The sequence below is a fragment of the Mesotoga sp. UBA5825 genome (genome assembly GCF_002432955.1).
Lineage (GTDB): Bacteria > Thermotogota > Thermotogae > Petrotogales > Kosmotogaceae > Mesotoga.
On the sequence record NZ_DJHG01000098.1, the window covers coordinates 1 to 21,300 of the forward strand.

General features: G+C 45.8%; 26 protein-coding genes and 1 tRNA gene. 19 read left to right on the forward strand and 8 right to left on the reverse strand.

The genetic code is table 11. The features are described from left to right. Nucleotides 1-91: 91 nt before the first annotated feature. The 4 genes from B3N33_RS09685 to B3N33_RS09700 all read right to left on the reverse strand — a co-directional run bounded on the left by B3N33_RS09685 (nucleotide 92) and on the right by B3N33_RS09700 (nucleotide 3,493). The gene (locus B3N33_RS09685) at nucleotides 92-601 is read right to left on the reverse strand and encodes a zinc ribbon domain-containing protein (RefSeq protein ID WP_292590774.1); all 510 of its coding nucleotides are present in this window, start codon (nucleotides 599-601) and stop codon (nucleotides 92-94) included. Nucleotides 602-838: 237 nt separating this feature from the next. Beyond that, a complete protein-coding gene (locus B3N33_RS09690; RefSeq protein WP_292590776.1) occupies nucleotides 839-1,333 on the reverse strand; it encodes an aminoacyl-tRNA deacylase in 495 nt (164 codons plus the stop codon). A gap of 28 nt (nucleotides 1,334-1,361) precedes the next feature. Continuing rightward, complete coding sequence (gene prfA / locus B3N33_RS09695; protein ID WP_292593203.1) at nucleotides 1,362-2,444, reverse strand: peptide chain release factor 1; 1,083 nt, start codon at nucleotides 2,442-2,444, stop codon at nucleotides 1,362-1,364. Beyond that, nucleotides 2,444-3,493, reverse strand: a complete 1,050-nt coding sequence (locus B3N33_RS09700; RefSeq protein WP_292590779.1) for a type IV pilus twitching motility protein PilT — start codon at nucleotides 3,491-3,493, stop codon at nucleotides 2,444-2,446. The genes prfA and B3N33_RS09700 overlap by 1 nt, the downstream gene beginning before the upstream one ends. Before the next feature lie 133 nt (nucleotides 3,494-3,626). Between B3N33_RS09700 and B3N33_RS09705 the strand changes: the two genes are divergently transcribed. The 3 genes from B3N33_RS09705 to rbr all read left to right on the forward strand — a co-directional run bounded on the left by B3N33_RS09705 (nucleotide 3,627) and on the right by rbr (nucleotide 6,771). Continuing rightward, nucleotides 3,627-5,069, forward strand: coding sequence for an alpha-amylase family glycosyl hydrolase (locus B3N33_RS09705; protein ID WP_292590780.1), 1,443 nt, complete (start codon nucleotides 3,627-3,629; stop codon nucleotides 5,067-5,069). Then, nucleotides 5,066-6,013, forward strand: a complete 948-nt coding sequence (locus B3N33_RS09710) for a cation diffusion facilitator family transporter (RefSeq protein ID WP_292590781.1) — start codon at nucleotides 5,066-5,068, stop codon at nucleotides 6,011-6,013. Before B3N33_RS09705 ends, B3N33_RS09710 begins: the two co-directional genes overlap by 4 nt. A gap of 164 nt (nucleotides 6,014-6,177) precedes the next feature. Further along, the gene (gene rbr / locus B3N33_RS09715) at nucleotides 6,178-6,771 is read left to right on the forward strand and encodes a rubrerythrin (RefSeq protein WP_207759726.1); all 594 of its coding nucleotides are present in this window, start codon (nucleotides 6,178-6,180) and stop codon (nucleotides 6,769-6,771) included. A 51-nt stretch (nucleotides 6,772-6,822) separates the two neighbouring features. On the opposite strand, the gene B3N33_RS09720 is transcribed toward rbr, so the two are convergent. Beyond that, nucleotides 6,823-8,088, reverse strand: a complete 1,266-nt coding sequence (locus B3N33_RS09720) for a patatin-like phospholipase family protein (protein ID WP_292593205.1) — start codon at nucleotides 8,086-8,088, stop codon at nucleotides 6,823-6,825. A gap of 286 nt (nucleotides 8,089-8,374) precedes the next feature. Here B3N33_RS09720 and B3N33_RS09725 point away from each other — a divergent pair, with 286 nt between their 5' ends. From B3N33_RS09725 to B3N33_RS09780, 12 genes are all read left to right on the forward strand, one after another. Continuing rightward, nucleotides 8,375-9,034: a serine hydrolase domain-containing protein gene (locus B3N33_RS09725; protein WP_292593213.1), complete on the forward strand. Its 660-nt coding sequence runs from the start codon at nucleotides 8,375-8,377 to the stop codon at nucleotides 9,032-9,034. A 272-nt stretch (nucleotides 9,035-9,306) separates the two neighbouring features. Further along, nucleotides 9,307-9,561 carry a hypothetical protein gene (locus B3N33_RS09730; protein WP_214060372.1) on the forward strand — a complete coding sequence of 85 codons (255 nt, stop codon included), beginning with the start codon at nucleotides 9,307-9,309 and terminating at the stop codon, nucleotides 9,559-9,561. 104 nt (nucleotides 9,562-9,665) lie between these two features. Beyond that, nucleotides 9,666-10,934: a UDP-N-acetylglucosamine 1-carboxyvinyltransferase gene (gene murA, locus B3N33_RS09735; protein WP_292590784.1), complete on the forward strand. Its 1,269-nt coding sequence runs from the start codon at nucleotides 9,666-9,668 to the stop codon at nucleotides 10,932-10,934. Nucleotides 10,935-11,238: 304 nt separating this feature from the next. Then, complete coding sequence (locus B3N33_RS09740; RefSeq protein ID WP_292593208.1) at nucleotides 11,239-12,165, forward strand: radical SAM protein; 927 nt, start codon at nucleotides 11,239-11,241, stop codon at nucleotides 12,163-12,165. Beyond that, a complete protein-coding gene (locus B3N33_RS09745; protein ID WP_214060371.1) occupies nucleotides 12,166-12,519 on the forward strand; it encodes a Na+/H+ antiporter subunit E in 354 nt (117 codons plus the stop codon). Next, complete coding sequence (locus B3N33_RS09750) at nucleotides 12,516-12,764, forward strand: hypothetical protein (RefSeq protein WP_214060370.1); 249 nt, start codon at nucleotides 12,516-12,518, stop codon at nucleotides 12,762-12,764. The genes B3N33_RS09745 and B3N33_RS09750 overlap by 4 nt, the downstream gene beginning before the upstream one ends. Next, complete coding sequence (locus B3N33_RS09755) at nucleotides 12,761-13,042, forward strand: monovalent cation/H(+) antiporter subunit G (protein ID WP_214060369.1); 282 nt, start codon at nucleotides 12,761-12,763, stop codon at nucleotides 13,040-13,042. Before B3N33_RS09750 ends, B3N33_RS09755 begins: the two co-directional genes overlap by 4 nt. After that, nucleotides 13,039-13,728 carry a hydrogenase subunit MbhD domain-containing protein gene (locus B3N33_RS09760; protein WP_292590786.1) on the forward strand — a complete coding sequence of 230 codons (690 nt, stop codon included), beginning with the start codon at nucleotides 13,039-13,041 and terminating at the stop codon, nucleotides 13,726-13,728. Before B3N33_RS09755 ends, B3N33_RS09760 begins: the two co-directional genes overlap by 4 nt. After that, nucleotides 13,725-14,396 carry an MnhB domain-containing protein gene (locus B3N33_RS09765; RefSeq protein ID WP_292590787.1) on the forward strand — a complete coding sequence of 224 codons (672 nt, stop codon included), beginning with the start codon at nucleotides 13,725-13,727 and terminating at the stop codon, nucleotides 14,394-14,396. Before B3N33_RS09760 ends, B3N33_RS09765 begins: the two co-directional genes overlap by 4 nt. After that, nucleotides 14,393-14,752: a sodium:proton antiporter gene (locus B3N33_RS09770; protein ID WP_214060367.1), complete on the forward strand. Its 360-nt coding sequence runs from the start codon at nucleotides 14,393-14,395 to the stop codon at nucleotides 14,750-14,752. The genes B3N33_RS09765 and B3N33_RS09770 overlap by 4 nt, the downstream gene beginning before the upstream one ends. Further along, on the forward strand, nucleotides 14,749-16,191 hold the full coding sequence (locus B3N33_RS09775) for a proton-conducting transporter membrane subunit (RefSeq protein ID WP_292590788.1): 1,443 nt from the start codon (nucleotides 14,749-14,751) through the stop codon (nucleotides 16,189-16,191). Before B3N33_RS09770 ends, B3N33_RS09775 begins: the two co-directional genes overlap by 4 nt. 34 nt (nucleotides 16,192-16,225) lie before the next feature. Continuing rightward, nucleotides 16,226-16,301: transfer RNA gene (locus B3N33_RS09780), tRNA-Trp, on the forward strand. Nucleotides 16,302-16,333: 32 nt separating this feature from the next. On the opposite strand, the gene B3N33_RS09785 is transcribed toward B3N33_RS09780, so the two are convergent. Together B3N33_RS09785 and B3N33_RS09790 are read right to left on the reverse strand one after the other, a co-directional pair. Continuing rightward, nucleotides 16,334-16,807 (reverse strand): GNAT family N-acetyltransferase, encoded by a 474-nt coding sequence (locus B3N33_RS09785; RefSeq protein WP_213917504.1) that lies wholly within the window; start codon nucleotides 16,805-16,807, stop codon nucleotides 16,334-16,336. 15 nt (nucleotides 16,808-16,822) lie between these two features. Beyond that, complete coding sequence (locus B3N33_RS09790) at nucleotides 16,823-17,326, reverse strand: HPP family protein (protein WP_213917503.1); 504 nt, start codon at nucleotides 17,324-17,326, stop codon at nucleotides 16,823-16,825. Between the two features lie 126 nt (nucleotides 17,327-17,452). Between B3N33_RS09790 and B3N33_RS09795 the strand changes: the two genes are divergently transcribed. The 4 genes from B3N33_RS09795 to B3N33_RS09810 all read left to right on the forward strand — a co-directional run bounded on the left by B3N33_RS09795 (nucleotide 17,453) and on the right by B3N33_RS09810 (nucleotide 20,938). Then, nucleotides 17,453-17,734 carry an acylphosphatase gene (locus B3N33_RS09795; protein ID WP_213917502.1) on the forward strand — a complete coding sequence of 94 codons (282 nt, stop codon included), beginning with the start codon at nucleotides 17,453-17,455 and terminating at the stop codon, nucleotides 17,732-17,734. Between the two features lie 19 nt (nucleotides 17,735-17,753). Then, nucleotides 17,754-18,656, forward strand: a complete 903-nt coding sequence (locus tag B3N33_RS09800) for an alpha/beta hydrolase (protein ID WP_213917501.1) — start codon at nucleotides 17,754-17,756, stop codon at nucleotides 18,654-18,656. Between the two features lie 420 nt (nucleotides 18,657-19,076). Next, complete coding sequence (locus tag B3N33_RS09805; RefSeq protein WP_292590789.1) at nucleotides 19,077-20,198, forward strand: exo-beta-N-acetylmuramidase NamZ family protein; 1,122 nt, start codon at nucleotides 19,077-19,079, stop codon at nucleotides 20,196-20,198. Between the two features lie 11 nt (nucleotides 20,199-20,209). Continuing rightward, the gene (locus B3N33_RS09810) at nucleotides 20,210-20,938 is read left to right on the forward strand and encodes a GntR family transcriptional regulator (protein WP_099828505.1); all 729 of its coding nucleotides are present in this window, start codon (nucleotides 20,210-20,212) and stop codon (nucleotides 20,936-20,938) included. Between the two features lie 131 nt (nucleotides 20,939-21,069). On the opposite strand, the gene B3N33_RS09815 is transcribed toward B3N33_RS09810, so the two are convergent. Then, nucleotides 21,070-21,300: hypothetical protein (locus B3N33_RS09815; RefSeq protein ID WP_292593211.1), on the reverse strand; the 231-nt coding region annotated here is incomplete at its 5' end.

Consider the following 21,300-nt stretch of genomic DNA (forward strand, 5'->3'; position numbering starts at 1 on the left):
AGGACGGGTCCATGATCCGGGACGAAGGACCAAGGACGTCTCCTCACAGCGCACAGATCTTCTGCTGCCATGCATCTCGGAGTCTTTTTACTCAGTCAAGATTGAAATCGTGTCCACAGTTCTTGCAGAAACGATTCTCTTTTTTGTTCAACATATAGCAAAGGCTACATTTCTTGTAACCAGTGAGAGAGGTTCCGCAACTGGAACACTTGCTTGCCTTGTCGTCATTCTCTGTGCCGCACTCCGGACACCTAGAATAACTCTTACTCTTCTTCTTCTCGATTCTTGCCTCTCTATCGGAAACAAAGGTGTAGTCGTAGGTCATTTCCTCCTGAACTTCGCTCCTGCTAACGGGTTCCTGTTCACTAACAGGACCGGAGAAGCTCTTCGTCTTCGCCATGCCTAGAAGCATTCTCCCGAGGGTTGTTGCGATGAAGCCCAACACTATAAAAACGAATACACTTCCAAAAACAAGGCTTAGATACGGAGCCAGAAAGAAACTAGCAAAGCTAAGCATTATCAAGCCTATGCCGACACCGTAGACTATTCCACCGATAACTTTGATTACTGTTCTCACTGGATCACCAGAGCGGATGTACATTTCACCACCGTCCTTTCAATTCAATTGTACAATGTCTTTCAATATGATCAACTTAGATTACTCACAGTTCCTTTTGAGATGGGAAAGAAAAATGTAGAATTGATTGACAGGAGTTTGAAGGGAGAGAAGATTGATGGAGATTTCTACGGTTCTGCTGCTACTGGCCCTTTTCTTCGGAATAGTTTCCGTTCTAGTGATAATTTTCAAAATCTAATTGCCAAGCGTAGCCCGGAACTCTCAGTGTTTCTCTTTGGAGAACGAAGCGACATTACCTTTCGTAGCGACAACCAGATCCGTCGGCCTTAACCATATCTGAAGGCCCCGCTTGCCAGCGCTCATAGAAATCCTCTCTTCACTCAAGACTTCTCCATCTATATAGACTTTGAAGCTCTTGTTCATCGCCAGAGGAGAGACCCCTCCCCTGACGTAACCTGTAATAGCTAGAAGCCGGTCTGAGGAGACCGTTTCGATATTTCTATCACCAGTTATCTCCGGAAGCTTCTTCATATCGATTTCCCGATGCCCACCGAGACAGCACACGAAGACACCGCTTCGATCACCTTTGAGTACGATTGTCTTCATCGTTTTAGGAGCTGAAAGTCCAAGTTCGGAAGCGACCTTAACAGCGCCCAGATCACTTTCGTCAACTTCGTACTCAAGAACCTCATACTCTATGCCGAGACCGTCCAGAATCCTTGTTGCGTTTGTTCTTAGAGGCTTCTCATTCTTCATGCTCTGTCTCCGTAGAAGAGGCTCTAGACTAACCGATAAGTTTCCTGTGGAGCAGTTCCAAACGCTTGTTTATATCTGCAGCGGAAAGCTCTGTTACCAGTTCGTCGAGGTCGCCGTCCATTATATAAAGAAGTCTGTAGCTGGTGAAGTTAATCCTGTGGTCAGTGACCCTGTTTTGAGGGAAGTTGTATGTTCTTATCTTCTCACTTCGCTCTCCAGTTCCTATTTGCGTTCTTCTGGTCTCGACAATTTCATTTTCCGCCTTAGAGCTATACATCTCGTAGAGTTTTGCACGAAGTATCTCGAGGGCCCTGGCCTTGTTCTGGTGCTGAGATCTCTCCTTCTGTACCGCAACAACGATTCCCGTTGGTTCATGAACTATCCTGACCGCTGAATCTGTCTTGTTAACATGCTGACCGCCTGCTCCTGAAGCTCTGTACGTATCGATTCTTAGGTCGGCAGGATCGATTTTGACTTCCGTCTCGCTGACTTCAGGAAGAACCGCCACTGTGGCGGTCGAAGTATGGATCCTTCCGCCGGATTCTGTAGAGGGAACTCTCTGGACCCTGTGGACTCCGCTTTCATACTTCAGTTTGCTGAATACGCTCCGACCTCTTATCTGAAATACGATTTCTTTTAATCCGCCGATGTCTGTTTCATTGGAATCAATGATCTCTGATTTCCAGTTGTTTCGCTCGGCATATCTGCTGTACATGCGGAATAGATCCGCAGCGAAGAGAGCCGCCTCTTCGCCGCCAGTTCCCGCTCTTATCTCGATAATTATGTTTCTATTGTCTGATAGATCGGGGACCAGTAGTCCCTTTAGATTCAGTTCCTGTTTCCCAATGCTATTCTCAAGGTCTGATATTGTCTGGGCTATCTCTTCCTGTTCGCTCTCACCGGCAGAATTCTTCATCTCATACCATTCGTCAAGCTCGCTTTTCATCGATTCTATGTCATTGTAGAGATTTATGATCTCGGAAAGCTCGGAATGTTTCTTGCCGTACTCCATAAGTTTCTCGGGATCGGAGGCAACTTCTGGTCTGGAGAGCTCCCTTTCAACTTCCTTGAATCTCTCCCTGAATACTTCCATTATCTTTTCTAGATCCATTAGAAGGCCCTCCTGGCCATGGCGTTCGCATCTCTCGCATAGTTCTGAAGTTGATCCTTGTCGATAATGCCCTTCTTGAAAGCATCCATCAACGCATCATCAAAGGTAACCATTCCAAACTTAATGCCGGCTTGCATCATAGATTCTATCTGATGAAACTTCTGTTCCCTGATAAGGTTCCTTATCGCCTGGTTCACAACTAGAATCTCAAGAATTGCAATCCTCCCTTTGCCGTCTCTTCTTCTCAGCAGCCTTTGGTAAATGACAGCCAGCAAGGTATTTGCAAGCTGCATTGCTATTTGGTTCTGCTGATGAGGTGGGAAGACTCCGACTATCCTTTCGGGAGTGGTGGCGGCAGAATTCGTATGAATCGTTGAGAAAACAAGGTGACCGGTCTCCGCAGCGGTCATCGCAAGTTCCATAGTCTCGCTATCTCTCATCTCGCCAACGAGAATTACGTCCGGGTCCTGCCTCAAGGCATACTTAAGGCCGTTGTAGAAGGACTTGGTATCGGGTCCAAGCTCCCTCTGGTGAATCAAAGCGGTCTTTTGCTCAAAAACATACTCTACAGGATCCTCTATAGTTATGAGGTGTGCATTCCTTGTTCTGTTTATGTTTTCCAGCATCGCTGCAAGAGTGGTTGATTTACCGCTGCCTGTAGGCCCCGCAACTAACACGAGTCCCTTGTCCGGCTTGCAGAAGTCTTTGAAAATGGCGGGGTACCCCAGGTCATCTATAGTCTTAACTGTTTTCGGAATGAGCCTCAGAGCTATCACAGGAAGCTTATTTGAGTAGAAGTAATTTCCTCTTACTCTCGATGAGCTGAAGCCAAAAGAGAAATCGATTTCCTTACTGCTCGAGTCCTCAAACTCCATCCCCGTAACTTCCTTAAGCTCAGCAATGATCTTTTTCATCATTATCGCATCGGTAAGAAGCTTGTCCTGAATCAACTCGCCATCGACCCTGTACATCACATAACCTCCGGAAGTCACATGAACGTCGCTCGCATTCATCTGTTCGCCCTTGCTCAGAGTCTCCATTATTAGCATCTTCCACACCTCCTAGAACAGACAAGATTTTAACACAATGCGCTATTGGATAACTATGATAAGATGTAAGATTCTAGGGACAGTGATAGTTCTCGTGAATCGGTTCGATTTCGGACTGCCATAGTCGGGAGGGATGTACGTGTTCTACGAGCTGTATATAAGATCATTTTGCGATGGTAACGGAGACGGAATAGGAGATCTAGTAGGAGCCGAACAGAAACTTGATTATCTTGCAGGTCTCGGTATCGAAGGAATATGGCTCCTACCGATACTTCAGTCGCCGGCATACCACGGTTACAGTGTCACTGACTTTTTCAGCATTAATCCCATATATGGAAATCTCAAAGAGCTGAGAAGCTTTCTTGCTTCAGCACATAGGAGAGATCTGAAAGTGATCCTGGACCTTCCGATCAACCACACTTCTCCTAGTCATGAATGGTTTCTCAGGGCTCTCGACGGCGAAAGACCGTACAGGGACTGGTACCTCTTTCTGCAGAACGAAGACTGGCTAAAGGCAAGAAGACACTGGGACGGGGAGAAGGTATGGACTAATTACTCCGGCCAGTGGGCATACACACTTTTCGGCCCGGGAAGCCCCGATCTCAATTACGAATCAACTTCTCTATGGCAACAGATGAAAGAGGTTCTCACATTTTGGCTTTCGGTGGGATTTGACGGCTTCAGATTCGACGCCGCAAAACACATCTTCGATTTCTCTATAGAGAAGGGAATATGCGAGTATCAGCACAGCAGAAATATCGCGTTCTGGAAAGAGATGACCTCGCACTGCCGATCAATTTCTCCCGATTCGATCTTTGTGAGCGAAGTTTGGGACGATGCAAGAATTGTGGATCTTTATTCTGCGATCTTCGGAATCGGATTCAACTTCCCGCTGGCCGAAGACTTGAAGTCAGCAATTGCCAAGAAGGATCCTGAGCTTCTGGTAATATCATTGAAGACAGATTTGAACAGGTGCTTCAGGGCCAAACGCAGCTATGAATCTGGACTCTTCCTTACGAATCATGATATGAGTCGTTTGGTATCGTCAATGAACGGCGACCGCGAACTCTCGCTCCTTTCAATGTCTGTATTGCTCTCTCTTCCAGGAGTACCCTTTTTCTACTATGGCGAGGAACTGGGCATGGAAGGTGTCTACAATATGTACTTCAACGAAGAACAGCTGGAACCCTTTCTCTGGTATGAGAACGGCTACGGTCCGGGACAGACGGAATGGAAGGCTCTCGGCAAAAACCATCCTCACAGCGGTGTGTCCTATGAAGCGCAAGAAGCTGTCGATGACAGCTACTATATGAGATTCAGGGCTATACTTGAATTCAGAAAGAGTAATCCCTGGCTAAGATTTGCCACAATCAAGAGCGTGAAGCGCAAGGAGACTTTGATAATGTTAAAGGTGACTGGAGAGAGCAAGAGCGCAAACATACTCCACAATCTTGGAACGAAGAAGATTGCTGTCGATTTGAACGCTGATGTCCAAGTGATCAACGGCACCGTATCGAAGTACAGGAACAAGAGATATCTTGGCGCCCTATCCAGTGCGATGGAGGTTACTGAATGAACGAAGATAGAGCTTCAGTCGCCAGAATGGGTTCGATAATAGGCGTAGCTGGAAATGCTTTGCTTGCGGTGATCAAAGTATTTACCGGCTTCTTCACTGGAAGCATGGCTATTCTTGCCGACGGAGTGGATTCAACTACCGACATATTGACATCTATCATAACGTGGATCTCAACATCTGTTTCAAGCAAACCGCCGGATGCTCAACACCCTTATGGTCATGAAAGAGCCGACGCCGTTGCATCCAAAATTGTGTCCATGATTATCTTTTTTGCCGGCGCCCAGCTTGCTATGAGTTCTGTTCAGAAGCTGTTTACCGGAGAGTCTTCCGTCGAGAATCTTGAGCTGGTAATTGTGGTTGCGGCAATCTCTTCCATCACGAAATACTTCCTCTATCGCTACAAGATGAGCATTGGAAAGAAGATTGACTCTTCTGTTTTTGTCGCAGACGCGATGAATATGAAGCTTGACATAGTAATCTCGCTATCCGTTTTGGGAGGTTCGATTTTCGTTGGAGTTACCGGACTGCAGATAATCGACTCGATTGTCGGACTGGTTGTATCAGCGCTGGTAATCAAGACCTCTATCGAGATTTTTTGGGAAACCAACTACGAGCTGATGGATGGACTGAAGCCGGGCGACAATGTTTACAACATAATCTTCGAAGCGGTTGAAAGAGTTCCGGGAGTTCACAACCCTCACAAAGTGAGAGTAAGAAAGATGGGTTACAAGTATCTTGTTGATCTAGACATCGAAGTCGACCCCAGGCTGTCTGTTAGGAACGCCCACTTCCTTGCCAAGCAGGTTGAGGCCGCGATAAAGAAGGATCAGGAAAACGTCTATGATGTACATGTTCACATTGAACCTTCGGGAAATGTTGAAGATGAGAACTTCGGAATAGACTCTTCGAGGGAATTTGGAAAAGACACAGATAAAGACCAGTAGAAACTGAGGTGCCTTTTTTGAGACCAAGTTTCCGTGTCGGTTTTCTTTAGAGAGATTCGTAATTGTAATCGACTTTGTACTATAATTATGTGGAGATGTTCTTTCTCAACCGTAATAAGTTCACACAAAAATATTCGAAAACAATATCTCGTATCGGGGGTGAAATAGTGAATCTAAAAGGCACAAAGACTCTTGAGAACCTAATGAAGGCATTTGCAGGCGAATCACAGGCAAGAAACAGATACACTTTCTACGCTTCCGTAGCCAAGAAGGAAGGATTCGAGCAGATTTCCGCTCTTTTCAGGGAAACTGCCGATAACGAGAAGGAACACGCAGAAGTTTTCTTCAAGCACATCATAGAAGGTATGACAGGCGAACTACCGGTTATGGTCCACGTAGATGCTGACTATCCTGTAGATCTTAGAGGAACGAGAGAGAATCTCAAAGCTGCCGCTGCCGGAGAAAACGAAGAGTGGACGGAACTGTATCCAACATTTGCCGATGTCGCGGAAAAGGAAGGCTTCAGAACTGTTGCAGAGAGCTTCAGACAGATAGCCAAGGTGGAAAAACGCCATGAGACGCGCTATTTGAAACTGCTCGAAAACGTCGAAACCGAAAAGGTATTTAAGAGAGAAGAGAAGGTCCTTTGGAAGTGCGGAAATTGCGGGTATATTCTTGAGGCAAAAGAAGCGCCCGAGCAGTGCCCTGCATGCAAACATTCGAAGGCTTACTTCGAACTCTTCGTTGAGAACTATTAGATCATCTTGAAGACATCTGGGTCCGGTATTGCCGGGCCCTTTTTGGCTCTGCTATTCCAGGCGGGTCAGAGAACTGAATCCATCTTCGAATATCCTGAATTCCTGATCTTCGAGATCTTTCATCTTCGAATTGTCTATTAGAAACTCAAGAAAACTCACTACTCTTTCACAGGCGATATCGTTATACTTTATGTTCTCAAAACTTGAGCGCGCAGCAGAAACGATCCGTCCGATCAGAGTCTGTAAAGTGAATAGCTCCAGCTTCCCAAATTCTAGATGTCCTGCAAGCTTCTCTAGGAGAACCACCCATGTTTCCAAGGGACCGGAGGTTCCAAAATGATCTTGCAATACTGGCATGAGTTGCCCGTAATAAAAGTGGTGAGTAGACTCGCTCTGCCAGGGTTCAATTCCAAAGATAGCTTTTGCCTCTTTCTTTTTCTTTTCTGGCATTGAGAAGAGCGCTTTTGCAATCGTGTCCTGCTTTGCAAAAACATAGTACTCCTCTCCGGCAAGATAAACCAGTTCGCTGAGACAGTCAAGATATCCCTCTTTCATGAAGTTTCGAGAGACTTCGGGATCGAAGTCAAGAACATCTCCATAGAATTCTCTCGGTTTGATTACAAGATGTTTCACTTCATCAAGTCTCTTTAGTGAAACAAGAGTCAGAAGATCTCTAATTCTCTTCGGACCGAGATCGACAATAATAATCTCCTTGAACCCTCTGCTCAAAGCCATATTAACGGGAATATTTCTGTAAATGCCACCATCTATGAACTTTTCCAAGCCAATTTGCTCTCTTCTGAAGACTGGATGATTAGCGCTTGCCAGAATGTAGTCTTTTAGCTCTCCTTCAGGAATATCTTCGATAAAGAGCTCCCTCGGCTCCATATTGCTGAGAGAATAAGTGACGATACCAACATCGATCGGGGCTTTTCGAACTTCCTCTTCCTTAAGGAGACGGCCAAAGTTTTTTCTAAGTGGAGCAGGATCGAACCCGCCGGTCTTGAGTGCACCAATCGCTTTTTCGATCAAGTTGCCGTCAGTTCCATCTACTACCACTTTATTGAAATCGATTTTCAGCCATAATTCGCGTGCGTCTTCGAACTTGTCCATAGCAACTGCCATTGAGTTCAAGGCGCCTACCGACGTCCCATAGACTCCCCCGATCTCAATTCCACAATCCTTCAGAGCCTTCCAGACTCCTATCTGATAAGCGCCTCGGGCTCCGCCTCCAGAGAGCACGAGTCCAATTTTACCGTCGAAATTGACCCTTTCCTTAGCCGGAATAAGAAGTTCGGACAGATTCAACTTACCCACTTTGGTCACCTCTATCCAATTGTATATTAGGCTCCCTCCGAAATCCACAGAAAATTTCCCTCATGGTGCATGTTCAGCTACAATGCTTAAAGGAGGCGCTATATGAGCTTGGAAAGTTTTAGAAAGCGCTTCGCGAAATAACGTCTGAATTGGAGAAGCTAGTTGCAGAAGGTGAGATTCCCGGAATCTACTGCGGGGTACGTTTTAACGACACAGTTGACACTGCCTCTCTTGGGGTCACGAATATCGACCATCCCTTGAAGGTAAATGATGAGACTTTTTTCAGATCGGCTCGATAACCAAGACTTTCGTAGCTCTTGCTGTTATGAGATTGGTCGATGCCGGCAGGATCGATCTGGAAAGACCAATTAAGGAACTCCTCGAAGATTTCGTTCTTTCAGATAAAGGAGCTGAAGAAAAGATCACGATGAAACATCTTCTGACCCATACTTCTGGCACGAAGGGGGATTACTTCAAGGATTTTGGTTATGGTAAGGATGCCCTGGAGAAACTGGTTAGGAACATGTCTTCTCTTCCTCAGATCAACCCTCCAGGAAGAATCCTTTCTTACTGCAATTCAGGTTTCTATGTGGCGGGAAGAGTCATTGAGGCGGTTACCGGGAAGACCTTCGAAGAAGCAATCATCGAACAGGTTTCTGGGCCTCTCGGTCTGGAGAACATTCATTTCTTCCCCGAGGAAATAATAACAGAACGTTTTACGTTCGGGCAGCTGATCGCAGAAGATCGTATATCTATTGCACGTCCTTGGGCCGTTGGAAGAACAATACATCCAGCTGGAGGCATCGTCACTAATATTAAGGAAGCCCTACTTAACTATTCAGCCTTTTATTTTAGTGGCAGAGCTTCGGATAGAAATGGAATCATAAGTGTTGATTCCTTCACAAAACTNNATAACTGGAAAGATTGGCGCTTCCCCTGCATCTAAGGTCGCACTTGGCTGGTCGTTGAAGAGATCGATGGATTGGCGACAATACAGCACGGTGGTGGCACCAACGGTTAAATATCATTACTGATGGTCTTCCCGGAGATGGACTTTTCAGCTGCCATTCTAACCAACAGCAATGAAGGTAGTAAAGCGACCTCTCTCTTTTCAAGAATGGTCGTTGAAGATCTTCTGGGACTGAATCCGGAGATTCTTGAACCCGCAACAAATTATCTGGAAAGGCGGAGAAGATTGCCTGGCTCTACAAAGGAGAGATGTCAGATCTGGAGATCTTCATTGAGCAAGGGAAGAGCTTCATTAAGGAAATCCCGCGAGTAGGTTTTCCTGACGAAGACTCGGAACCAGCTTCTCCATCCACTCCACAGGAGATCTCAATATCGGGCGGAGGTTTCGTAATAAATCTTAGCGAACCTTATTTGGCAAGTGCGGGGGAGTTCATCGTTAATGAATCCGGCAGAATAGAAGGTCTAAGGATCGGACTTCGTATCTATAATGAGATCCTGAGCTAATAGAATTATTATGGTATGATTCGATCTTTCCTCTGCCCTTACCTCTGATAAAATAAGAGTGCGGTCGTATCTTCTTAACTTGATGAAAAGATTGGAGGGTTATTATGAGCCAGCTCGTTGTTATGGGAAATACACGTCTCAAAGGCGAGATAAGGGCAAGTGGCTCCAAAAATTCAGTGCTACCGATTCTTGCGGCTACAGTAATGATTGAAGAGCCAGTCGTCATAAAGAATGTGCCAGAATTGCGAGATGTCCAGACGATGATATCAATACTTCAGCAAATTGGAAAGACAGTTGCTTTCGAAAATGAAACCGTCACAATAATGCCTGGAGAGATTCTAGTAGGAAACGTTCCATATGAACTCGTAAGAAAAATGAGAGCCTCATTCAACATTATTGGTCCTCTCGCCATGATTTGTGGGTGGGCCAAGGTTGGAAAACCTGGTGGCTGCAATATCGGCCAGCGTCCTGTTGATTTTCATCTCAAGGGTTTGGAGGCTTTTGGATTCAAGATAACCGAAGAGCACGGCGACGTTATGGCCGTAATCCCGCAGAATTTCGAGAAAGAGATAATCTATGCTCTTCCGTTTCCCAGTGTGGGAGCTACCGAGCAGCTAATGACTACGGCAACGCTTATGGAGGGGAGCGTGGTAACGATTGAAAACGCCGCGCGTGAACCCGAAATTTCTGATCTTCAGAACTTTCTTAACAAGTGTGGTGCACAAGTCAGTGGTGCCTCAACTCCAACCATCAAAGTGACAGGAGTTGGAAAGCTTACTGGAGCAGAGTATTCAGTTATTCCAGATAGAGTAGAAATCGGAACGTATTTACTCGGAGCGATCGCCACCAAAGGTGACATTAAAATCCATGGGGCAATTGCAGACCATTTGATCGCCCTTTTGAGAATTCTCGAAGAGATGGGTGCAGGCATAGAAGAGGGCCATGAATACTTGCGAGCTTTCTGGAAAGGCCCCTTGAACCCTGTTAGAGTATCATCTGAACCATACCCTGGATTTCCAACAGATCTTCAACCAATAATAACGGCCGTCTTAGCGACGGTTGAGGGCACTTCGGTGCTTGAGGAAAACGTCTTCGAAAATCGTTTTGGATACGTAGATGAGCTAAACCGTATGGGGGCTCAGATAAAAGTCTCGAGCAGTCATGCGAATATTCGTGGTGTGAAAAAGCTAAGTGGAGCAGAAGTCGTTGCGCCAGACATCAGGGCCGGTGCTGCTCTGGTAATGGCCGGGCTAGCTGCGGACGGAGAGACAATCATCAACAATGCCACACACCTCTTCAGAGGGTATGAAAGATTCCAGGAGAAACTGAGGACACTGGGAGCAAAGATAACTTTCTATCCCGATGAAGAATGAGGGAGAAACGAGGTCGGGGGTTGGTGTGTGCCAAGAGAACTGTGGGCCGTTGAGCGGTTTTCCGCTGGCGAAGAAAAAGGAACTGGATGCTAAACATGTTCAGCTTGACGGGATGTAAGACTCTCAGTACGATGATAGATTGGTTGTACGTAAGGGATTGTTGGTTAGGCGAACTTGCCCGAAGTGTTCCTTTTCCCTCGCATAGCCCAAACGCAATCTTAGTCTCCCTAGACTCGAATTTGTGTGATAGTATCAGCTCACGGTCTTCCGACAACCTTTAGAGTGAAGAGAAGGAATGGATTGAATGGATTCAAATTTAGAAAAACTCGACAGAGTACATAAAGCAATAGAAAAAACGAGAGAAAGACTGCACTCTTGTGACCTGTGCCCTAAGAAATGTCATGTGAACAGGTATGAGACTTCTGGTTTCTGCATGCAGAGGATTGAACCGAGAGTCTCAGCAACAGTACTACACTTTGGGGAAGAACCACCTTTGGTGAAGGAAGGCGGTGCAGGTGCTGTCTTTTTTAGTGGCTGCACAATGAGCTGCCTCTACTGTCAAAACTTCGCTTTCAGTCAAAAGAACGCAGGCAAGGTCTTTTCTTTTGAAGAGCTATCGCGACACTTCATGAAGATTCAGGAGGAAGGGGCCGCTTGCATCGATCTCGTCACTCCGACTCCCAATCTGTATGGCTTCCTCAAAGCCTACGAACTTGCACTTGAGGAGGGCTTTTCCCTTCCAGTAGTGTTCAACACTAGCGGTTATGAAGAAGTAAGTACTTTGCAGCTTCTCGATGGAATCGTCGACATCTATCTCACAGATATAAGATACACCGACGATGCGCTTGGAGAGAAATACTCACTTGTCCCCGATTACTGGACTGTCACAAAGAAGGCAGTGAAGGAGATGTTTAGACAAACTGGCTCTTTCAGAGAAGAAAGAATGCGAGGAGTTATTGTCAGGCACCTTGTTCTACCTGAAGGAATAGCGGGTACAGAAGAGATGGCGGAGTTTGTGGCCTTTGAATTGTCTTCGTCCGTTCCCATATCGCTTATGTCACAGTATCGACCAGTTTACAGAGCGGGAGAGCACTACGAACTATCAAGAAAAATCTCGGAAGAAGAATACGATTATGCACTTGATGTGATAGATAGATTTGGTCTCACTGGATGGATGCAGCATTTCGAATCTAAGGAGAATTTCAGGGCCAAACCTTTGAGGTGGGACTAGATGATTTTCACTATTTCTTTCTTCTTGTGGATCACTTTCTTTGGCAGATTCACGCCGGCCTCTGTAGTTTCGGGGCTGCTAGTTTCGGTACTTGCTCAGTATATATCGTCTAGACTTATTCGTCCCGGTCCTGTTCTTGGTACCGTATTTCGAATTATGCTCGCTTTACCTGTTGCGGTCTTCCAATCATTCAGAATTATCTTCTCGAAACCCGCATTCACGGTAAGAAGCGAAAAGGCACCGGAAAACAGAATCGTTGAATTTGGGAAGATCATCTCTATTACAATGACCCCTGAGGAAGTTGTCATTTCGAAGGACAGGGAAGGGCTGTTGATCCACGAGGTGAAAAAGTGACCTTCTATATCACAATGGCGGCAATAATTTCTTCTATTGCGATGCTGGTCTGGTTTGCTGCAAGTAGCGATCCCTGGAAACTACTAATAGCCTACTCTTCCATTTCGACAAGGCTTCTTATAGGCGTCATATTTATTGAAATGGTTACTGGAGTTGATTTCATATCCAGTGTTGCCTTGCTGTTTCTCATTCTCAACACGAGCGGCACAATTATCGCTGCATATTATCTGGGGGTACGACGATGATGAGAATAATCGGATACTTATTCCTTATACCCGGCCTCTTTTTCGTTGTCGGAGGCACGTTTAGGGCAATCCTCGCTCACACAATCATCGGGACTCTCCATTTTCTAACGGTTGCCGACACTGTCGGACTTATATTCATCGTAATCTCTGCTTCTTTCTTTGGCCTGCTGACGATAATTGAGATGTTTGCGTTTATTGTCGCTTTGATGGTCACTGGACCGCTTGTAACTCACGTAATTGCCAGGGCCTTCATAAACTCGGGGGGAAAAGAGAGATGAGTTTCGTCTTAATCGGAATCAGTTCTCTTTATCTTGTTAGCGCGATAATCGTCCTTTCATCAAGGACTAACTTCCAGAGTGTTATCTGGTTTGGAATTATGGGTTCGGTCTCGGCCGTAATTATGATGATAATAGGCGCGCCGGATGTTGCGATGACCCAGTTTTCTGTCGGGGTTGCACTAGTTCTAATAGTCTACATAATGGCACTTAAGAAACAGCGCCGTGTCCGTCTCGGATTTCTCGATGTGCCTTCGATGATAGAGGAGTTGCCTTCCGGTCTGAGAGGGCTGGAGTGGGAGATCATTCGGCTTGTTGACGAAAAGGAAGGTTATCACGTTGAACCAGTTAAGTTCTCTTCAAAGGAAGAAGCATTGAAAGCCGTTGAGAATCATGATGTCGATTTGGTTTGTGGAGCATTTACAGAGGACGACGTTTCAGGTAGAACAAAAGGCATCCCTTATCTGGAGACTTCAATATTTGTCTGTAACGGAGAGGAAATTGATTTTGTGAGACTGAAACACTTGAGCAGAAACGCTATTTCTCCTACGCCAGAATTCCTGAAAAAGAGCCGCTATGTCTTTGTCATTTCCATGAATTCGCCGGATCTGGAAAGAGATATTCTTGAAGGATTGAACGAGATTAGATCTTCAGGGAATATCGAAGAGATAGTGGGGCGGTACCTGTGAAGATAGCAGGAATCATAGCAGTTACAATAATCTTTGTCATTGTTATGCTTTCATTTGATCCCTCTGGAAGTATCCCCAGGCCGATAGAGCAAATAGTGGAACGAGTTAACGTGCCCAACGCAGTTACAAGCGTTTATCTTGAGACGAGACTCTATGACACGATATTCGAGATAATCGTCTTCACTATAACGGCTCTGGGAGTCGCCGCCCTTCTTGCATCGCTTCCAGTGAACAACGATGAAGGCCAGCAGGTATTTGGTACAGTAACTGTCTATAGCGGGGGCTTGGCCGCCTTGTCGATAACCCTTTTCCTATATGTGGTAATAAACGGCCACATCAGCCCGGGTGGAGGTTTTGTTGGCGGAGTTGTACTTGCAACAGGCGTAATCACTTACGGTCTCACTTCCAGTTTCAAGAAGGCAAGTCTTCATTATGATATGCTAAAGATCGGTATGTTTGAGAAAATCAGTCTCGTGCTAATTTTCGCATTCTCAACTTTGATCATCCTTTTACCAGAAACCCACTCACAATTACTTTCTGAGGCTGGCTTTGGTTCTACTTTCAGCGGTGGGCTGATCCCGATTCTGAACATTCTTATCGGAATCAAAGTATACGCCGGCGCATGGAAGATGTCCAGCGAGTTTATTAGCAGACGAGGAACACTATGACAGGAACTCTCGTAATCTATTTCTCAATTTTGGGAATGCTGGTGGGAACGATCGGTATGATTCTCTCGAAGGACCTTATAAAGAAGATTCTCTCTTTAGGTATCGTGGAGACTTCTATAAACCTCATGTACACAGGAATCTCAGCAAGAAGCGGGATAATACCTCCCATAGTCAGCGGCGATTTCTCAAGAACCACCTACGCCGACCCGATTCCTCAGGCAGTGATAATCACAGGTATTGTGATATCATTTGCCCTGCTTTGTCTTTCACTCGTATTCGCGATCATAATATACAACAAATACCACACAATGAACGTCGAGACGATCGAAATAATCTTCGAGAGGGAAGAACGGTGATCGCGCTCGTCTTTCTGCCCGTCCTGGGAGGAATTGTCTGTCTGGTGCTGAAAGACAGGAAGTCGGTCAGTCCGATTGTAGCGATTGTGACTGCTTTTGCAAGTGGAAGCGTTCTTCCTTTCGTTATCTTTGAAGATGCTTCGATTATTCTGGGAAAGTGGGGTTCGCTTGGAATCGGTATGGCTGTCGATGAATTCGCAATTCCCTTTCTTTTGTCTACATTCATCGTGATGCTTGCGGTGATCCTGAATTCTATCAAGAGAGGTTATGACGGCTTCTTCTACGCCTTAATCCTCATACTTTATGGAACTCTGAATTCGATTTTCCTTTCGAGGGACCTTTTCAGCATCTTCGTAACCATAGAACTCGCGTCGATTATTTCCTTCATTCTGATTTCCTACGAGAAAAAGCCCCGTCAGGCCTGGGCCAGCCTTAAGTATCTGCTCCTCTCTTCCCTAGGTCTGAACTTCTATCTACTGGGAATCGGGATTGTCTATATGGAGACGGGTTCATTTGCGATGGATAGTCTCGAACATGTTTCAACTATCGCAACTGTTCTGATATTCGGGGGGCTGGCCGTAAAGTCCGGTCTTTTCTTTTTCTCCATGTGGCTGCCGGATGCTCATTCCAATGCGCCCATAGAAGTCTCTCCAATACTATCCGGCCTTATTGTCAAGCTTGACGTGTACCTGTCTATAAGGTTCATCACGTATTCCTCTTTCGGCTGGATGAGAGATACCTATATGATAATCGGCATCGTCAGCGCAATTGTCGGCGTTATCTTCGCCGTCAATTCAAAGAACGCCAAAAGGGTCCTTGCATACCATACTATATCTCAAGTTGGCTTCATGCTTGTAAACTGTGACAAGTCCTCTGCCTGGCACGGCTTTAGCCATGCAATATTCAAAACGCTCCTCTTTCTGGTCGTCGGGAATATATCGGCAAGACTTGGTACAAAGGAATATTCAAAGTGGTCGGGGAAGATCACAAAAGTCGAGTATGCCTTTCTTTTGATCGGTTCGCTTGCTATTGCGGGATTTCCTATGACATCCGGGTGTGTAACTAAAGAGATCATCATACACGGCGCTTGTTGTCCCTCAGTGAAGATCCTGCTTCTTATTGCTTCCGCTGGAACGGCAATGAGCTTCTCGAAGTTCATCTTTCTCAAACCCGGTAAATCTTCCTCCTGGCCGGCCGCGAATACCGTTGCTGCTTACTCCATCTTGTCCGGAGTCATAATAATACATGGGATCATCGGTTTCGAAATATACATGTTCGAATCATTACTTGCCGTTATCGCGGGAATGGCGGGGTATCTTCTGCTGCGCAAGTTCCTTAGACCTCTGCCGGTTTACTTCGAGAGAATCGATTCGGCACTCTCTTCATATCTCATACTCTTTCTTATTTCGATCGTGCTGGCAATAATCCTCTCCTCTTGAAAAGGAGTATCGATTCCGCTATAATCGTCTTTGTAGGCGAGTAGCTCAATTGGCAGAGCGACGGTCTCCAAAATCGTAGGTCGGGGGTTCGAGGCCCTCCTCGCCTGCCAGAAAAGAGAGGAATCATCCTCTCTTTTTCTTTTTAGTTATTACCGATCGCCTTGGCCATATTCATGTTGGTTACTTCATATCCCATCTTCTTGTACAACGATACCGCTGCGGTGTTATGAGCAAAGACATGTAGCGAAAGATTTTCTATTCCCAGATCTCCGGCATATTCCTCAAGTGCTTCGAGACTCCTCTTTCCACAACCTTTTCCTCTGAATTCCTTTTGGATCACGAAGTCATAGATGAACCCCTTCTTTGTATTCGGGAAGATATGCAACCAGAAGTAGCCAATCTTATGATTATGATCAGTCTCCACTATACTTAGAAGCTTGTGATACCTGGTGTTCAAACCATCCGTAAGTAATGAATCGATCTCTCTTCTCGATTTCTCGATCGCATCCTTCTCTTCCCACCTTCCCGATTTGACATTCTCGATCGCATAGTTTCTTACCAATCCTTCACTATAGACCTCGAACTCATCGGGCTTCATCTTTTCCAGTCTTATCATCCAGTTACCTCCTTCCTAGACAAGATCCAGCAAGTGTTTCTTCAAGAGTTCTTTTACCGAAAAGACGATGATTATCCCAAGAATGGTTATAGTTGCAGTTCTAACACTGAACCCGTCAAGAGTCAACCCCAGTGCGAGTCCGGCAGCCGGCGGATGCTCTGAATCGGTTATCACCATGGCAAACATAGTTAGACCTATCGCCAGAGACCCCATGAAGGCGAATGATATGTTATCAGACCACTGAATATGAGTATGTTTAGTCAGCAGATCCAAAACATGAACTCCAAAAGCTACCAGCAGACCGATTGCGTTGCCTCCCAGAACGTACCTTGCGCTGGATGCCCTGAGATTTGGCATCGCAAAGATAATGAATGTCGATGCCCCAAACGAAGCAACAACAACTGCTTCAGAGATTGCATCAATAAAGAGCAGAATCACGAAGACCGAAATGATCGTCAGCAAAGTCTGGGAAACGTACTTGAGCGGATATTGTCGGAACTTGGAATCTAGTGTTATCATCTTACCTCCTGGTTCGCCAAGAAATAACTGCATCTCTCAAGAGAAAGGTTTAGGTACCATCAACTGATAGAATCTCCCTATGAAGAGATAGAAATATTCTAAACCATAGGGAGGTAAAGTCGTAGTGTGAGAACGGTTGAAGTTACTCTCGAAGGGAGAGTTCAGAGAGTTGGAATGAGAAACTTCGTGAGGCGGCTTGCAGAAAAACACAGAATCACCGGGTATGTCGAAAACCTGGATGATGGGTCCGTAAGAATTGTCGCTAGAGGCGATGAGACTGAACTTGCATTGTTCTTAAACAAAGTGAAAAAGGGATCTCTTGCCGTCAAGCTTTCTGGAGGAAAGATCACCAGAATAATCGAACAGTCCTCTCAAGAGCTGGAATTCAGGGGCTTCGAAAAGAGGTAGTTCCATATGGAGGGAAAAAATGATAATTGCCGTAATAATTCTAGTTGTTGTAGCATTTCTGGCCTTTGTGGGATTTGCTCTCTCAAATAGGGTCATAAAACCCAGACAGATCCCTTACGAAGAGACCTACCGCATCGAAGTCGAGAATGGCAGAATGGATCCAGATTGGTTCGAAGAGGTCGGAAAGGAAGAGATTTGGGTTGATTCTCCTTATGGATACAAACTCCACGGGTTTCTGATTCCGAACGACAATTCCGAAAGAACCGTAATTATCTGTCACGGCATCACTTATTCACTTTTCGGTTCCATAAAGTATGCAAAGGTTTTTCACAAGCTGGGCTACAACATCATCGTATATGACCACAGGAATCACGGAAAAAGCGGAGGTACGAATACGACTCTAGGCTTCTACGAGAAGCATGATCTTGCCGCTGTAAAGAAATGGGCTCTGGAAAGACTTGGGGCGAATACTCGAATCGGCCTACACGGAGAATCGATGGGTGCTGCAATAGCTCTTCAATACCTTTCTCTTGACAATGAGATCGATTTCTGCGTCGCCGACTGCAGTTTTTCTGACCTCGAAGAATTGCTGTCAGTAAGGTTGCGTGAGGACTTTCACCTTCCCTCGATTCCATTCATTTGGCTAGCCCGATTCTTTGCAAAACTCCTGACTGGCGCGAATCTAAAAGAAGTAAGCCCAATAAAATCCGTAAGAGAGTCGTCAGTTCCAGTAATGTTCGCGCACGGAGCTGAAGACCATTACGTTCCAACCTATATGAGCGAAAAGATGCACATGGAAGGCAATTCGAAAAATCATCTTCTAGTAGTTCCCGGAGCTGCTCATGCAGCGTCTCTCCCAACCGATCCGGTCACATATGAAAAAGAAGTTGAAAGCTTCCTTCGCAAGCATAAGCTCCTATGAAAGATCACACTCTCCTTATCGTTTATCATATTAATGCAATTACCTAAACAAATCACACTCATGGCTTGATAATGTTATTCCCGTTCCGTATGTTTTCACAGTGCCTCAATTTGCCATATTAGTTAAGTTTATCACTTAATCTTCTGANNAATATAGACAAAAAAATAGCGTTTACGAAACCATGCGGGTTTGAGACGCTATCTTCTTTGTTTTATGGGTCCAAGTGATAAAGTCAATGAATCCTAAAAACCCTTACCACCGATCGACCAACCGCTAAGAGCCGACCGATGTCGGCTCTTTTCTTTTCCGTTGTCAATTCCAACCGATACTTGTCAAAGACTCTCCACGATTGGGAAAATGATATGACAATATGGCATGATTGTGATTGATAAGTATACATTACCTGGAGGGGGTTATAGTATGGTTTCGCTGGGAATAGATGTCTTGCAGAAAAGAGGTTTCACAGATCTAAGAAACAAGGCGATCGGTCTCGTCACGAACTACTCATTCGTTGACTCAGATCTGAAGTGGGGAATTGACCTCATGTTCGAAAGCAAACTCAATGTGAAAAAGATCTTCACCCCTGAACACGGACTTGGAGGAGTAGCCGACGGGGCGCATGTAAACGACGATCTCCATCCAAAATACGGCATTCCTGTGGTAAGTCTATACGGGGATAAGCGCAAACCTTTGCAGGAAGATCTCGAAGGGCTTGATGTAGTCGTATACGACATTCAGGATGTCGGCCTGAGATTCTACACATTCATCTATACTCTCGCCTATACAATGGAATCAGCGGCGGAAGCCGGAATTCAGTACGTAGTTCTTGACAGGCCGAACCCGCTGGGCAGAGGGGTCTTCGGAAGTAGAATAGACGACGGGTTGCAGACCTTTGTTGGCGGCTATAGACTGCCCCTCCAGTACGGTCTTACGGCAGGAGAGCTTGCCCAATATTTCAAGAAGCTCATGAAACTCGATCTCGACCTGCAAGTCGTGAAGCTTGAAGGTTGGAACGGCGAAAGTTACGATGCCACGTCTCTTTTGTGGAATGTGCCTTCACCAAATGTGCCGACCTACGAATCTCTTCTAGGTTACGCGGGAACCTGCTTCTTTGAAACCACAAACGTCTCTGAAGGCCGCGGCACATTCAAGCCCTTTATCTTGATAGGCGCTCCATGGATCAATGGATCGGATTTCGCAGCATTTCTGAAGAGAGAGTTCCCCGATCTCAGATTACGAAGCCGCGAATTCATGCCCTTCTACCGGAAGTACGCAAATGCCAGCTGCAGCGGGGTAGAGTTCTTTCCGAGAAATGACGACAACTTCTTTGTGATAACTTTGAAGATGATGGATTATTTGCTAAAATATGAACAATTTGAGATAATGGACCGCTCAGATGATCTTATCGGCATTGCGAATAGCGCACAGAAGATTAGAACCGGAAAGCTTGACTACAGCCAATGGAAACAGTCAGGGATGGAGTTCATAGAGTTCGCTGAGGATTGTCTCCTCTATCCTGGTGAACTGAATTATCGTGATTGAAGGGGGCCATCATGGGTGAAACGCCGATTCCACTATACTACAAGTTGTACGTTGACTTGAAGGAATCCCTCAATTCCGGAAAGTATCAGAAGGGCGATAAGCTTCCCACGGAAAAGGAGCTTTGCCAACAGTACAGCATAAGCAGACTTACTGTCAGGAGAGCAATGGATGAGCTAAGAAGAGAGGGGTTCATCGAAAGGCTTAAGGGGAAGGGGACCTTCGTCACAGGATCTAAGCGCGAAGAGCAGCTTGCCATACTCACAGGATTCACGGATGAGGCTAGAAAGCGCGGCAGTGAGACCCGGTCTGTAGTTTTGGAGAACAGACTAGTCAGAGTCCCAGCAGATGCAGTAGAGCTCTTCGATATCCCAGCAGACGCAATGGTCGTGCTCCTGAAAAGAGTTAGATTTCTCGAAGGAGAACCCTACGCAATTGAAGAAGCATATCTAAATGTGGGAGCGGATATCCGTCTGCTCAATATAACACAGAGAGATATGGAAAAGGAGTCTCTATACGGAATCCTAAGAAAGGAGTACGGAATCAATATCTCTTATGCAGAAGAAGAAATGGAACTCACAAGGCTAAAGAAAGAAGAAGCCCGTTTTCTTCGTCAGGAACTGGATGACTGCGCAATAATGAGAAAGAGATTCACGTACACAAAGAGTGATATCTGCATCGAGTATGTTATTTCATTGTACAGAGCAGACAAAAGCAAGTTTAAAATAGTGAGAAGGATATAGATAACCGGGGTTACGGGTAACACCGGTTGGGGGTTGGAGTGTGCCAAGAAGGCGAAGAAAAGCAGGATATCCTGGCCTGAAGCAGGATGACGCGAAGGGGTGTCGTGAGCAGCGCCTGCTCTGGAATCCACTCACTTTGTCATCCCGCAGAGCTCCTGTGCGGGATCTCGCTCCTGAGGTCCCATTTTCGCGCCTGAAAAGAACGAGACCCTGGCCTGAAGCACGAGGATGACCCAAAGCAAGAACCGGTAGACATCCAGTAGAGCCTGCCCTGAAAGCCTGCCCCAAAATGCTCCTGTTTGGGTTCCCCTGTTTAGAACCTTTGCACGTGATCTCGCCCTGAAGTTCCGCTGTACGCTTAA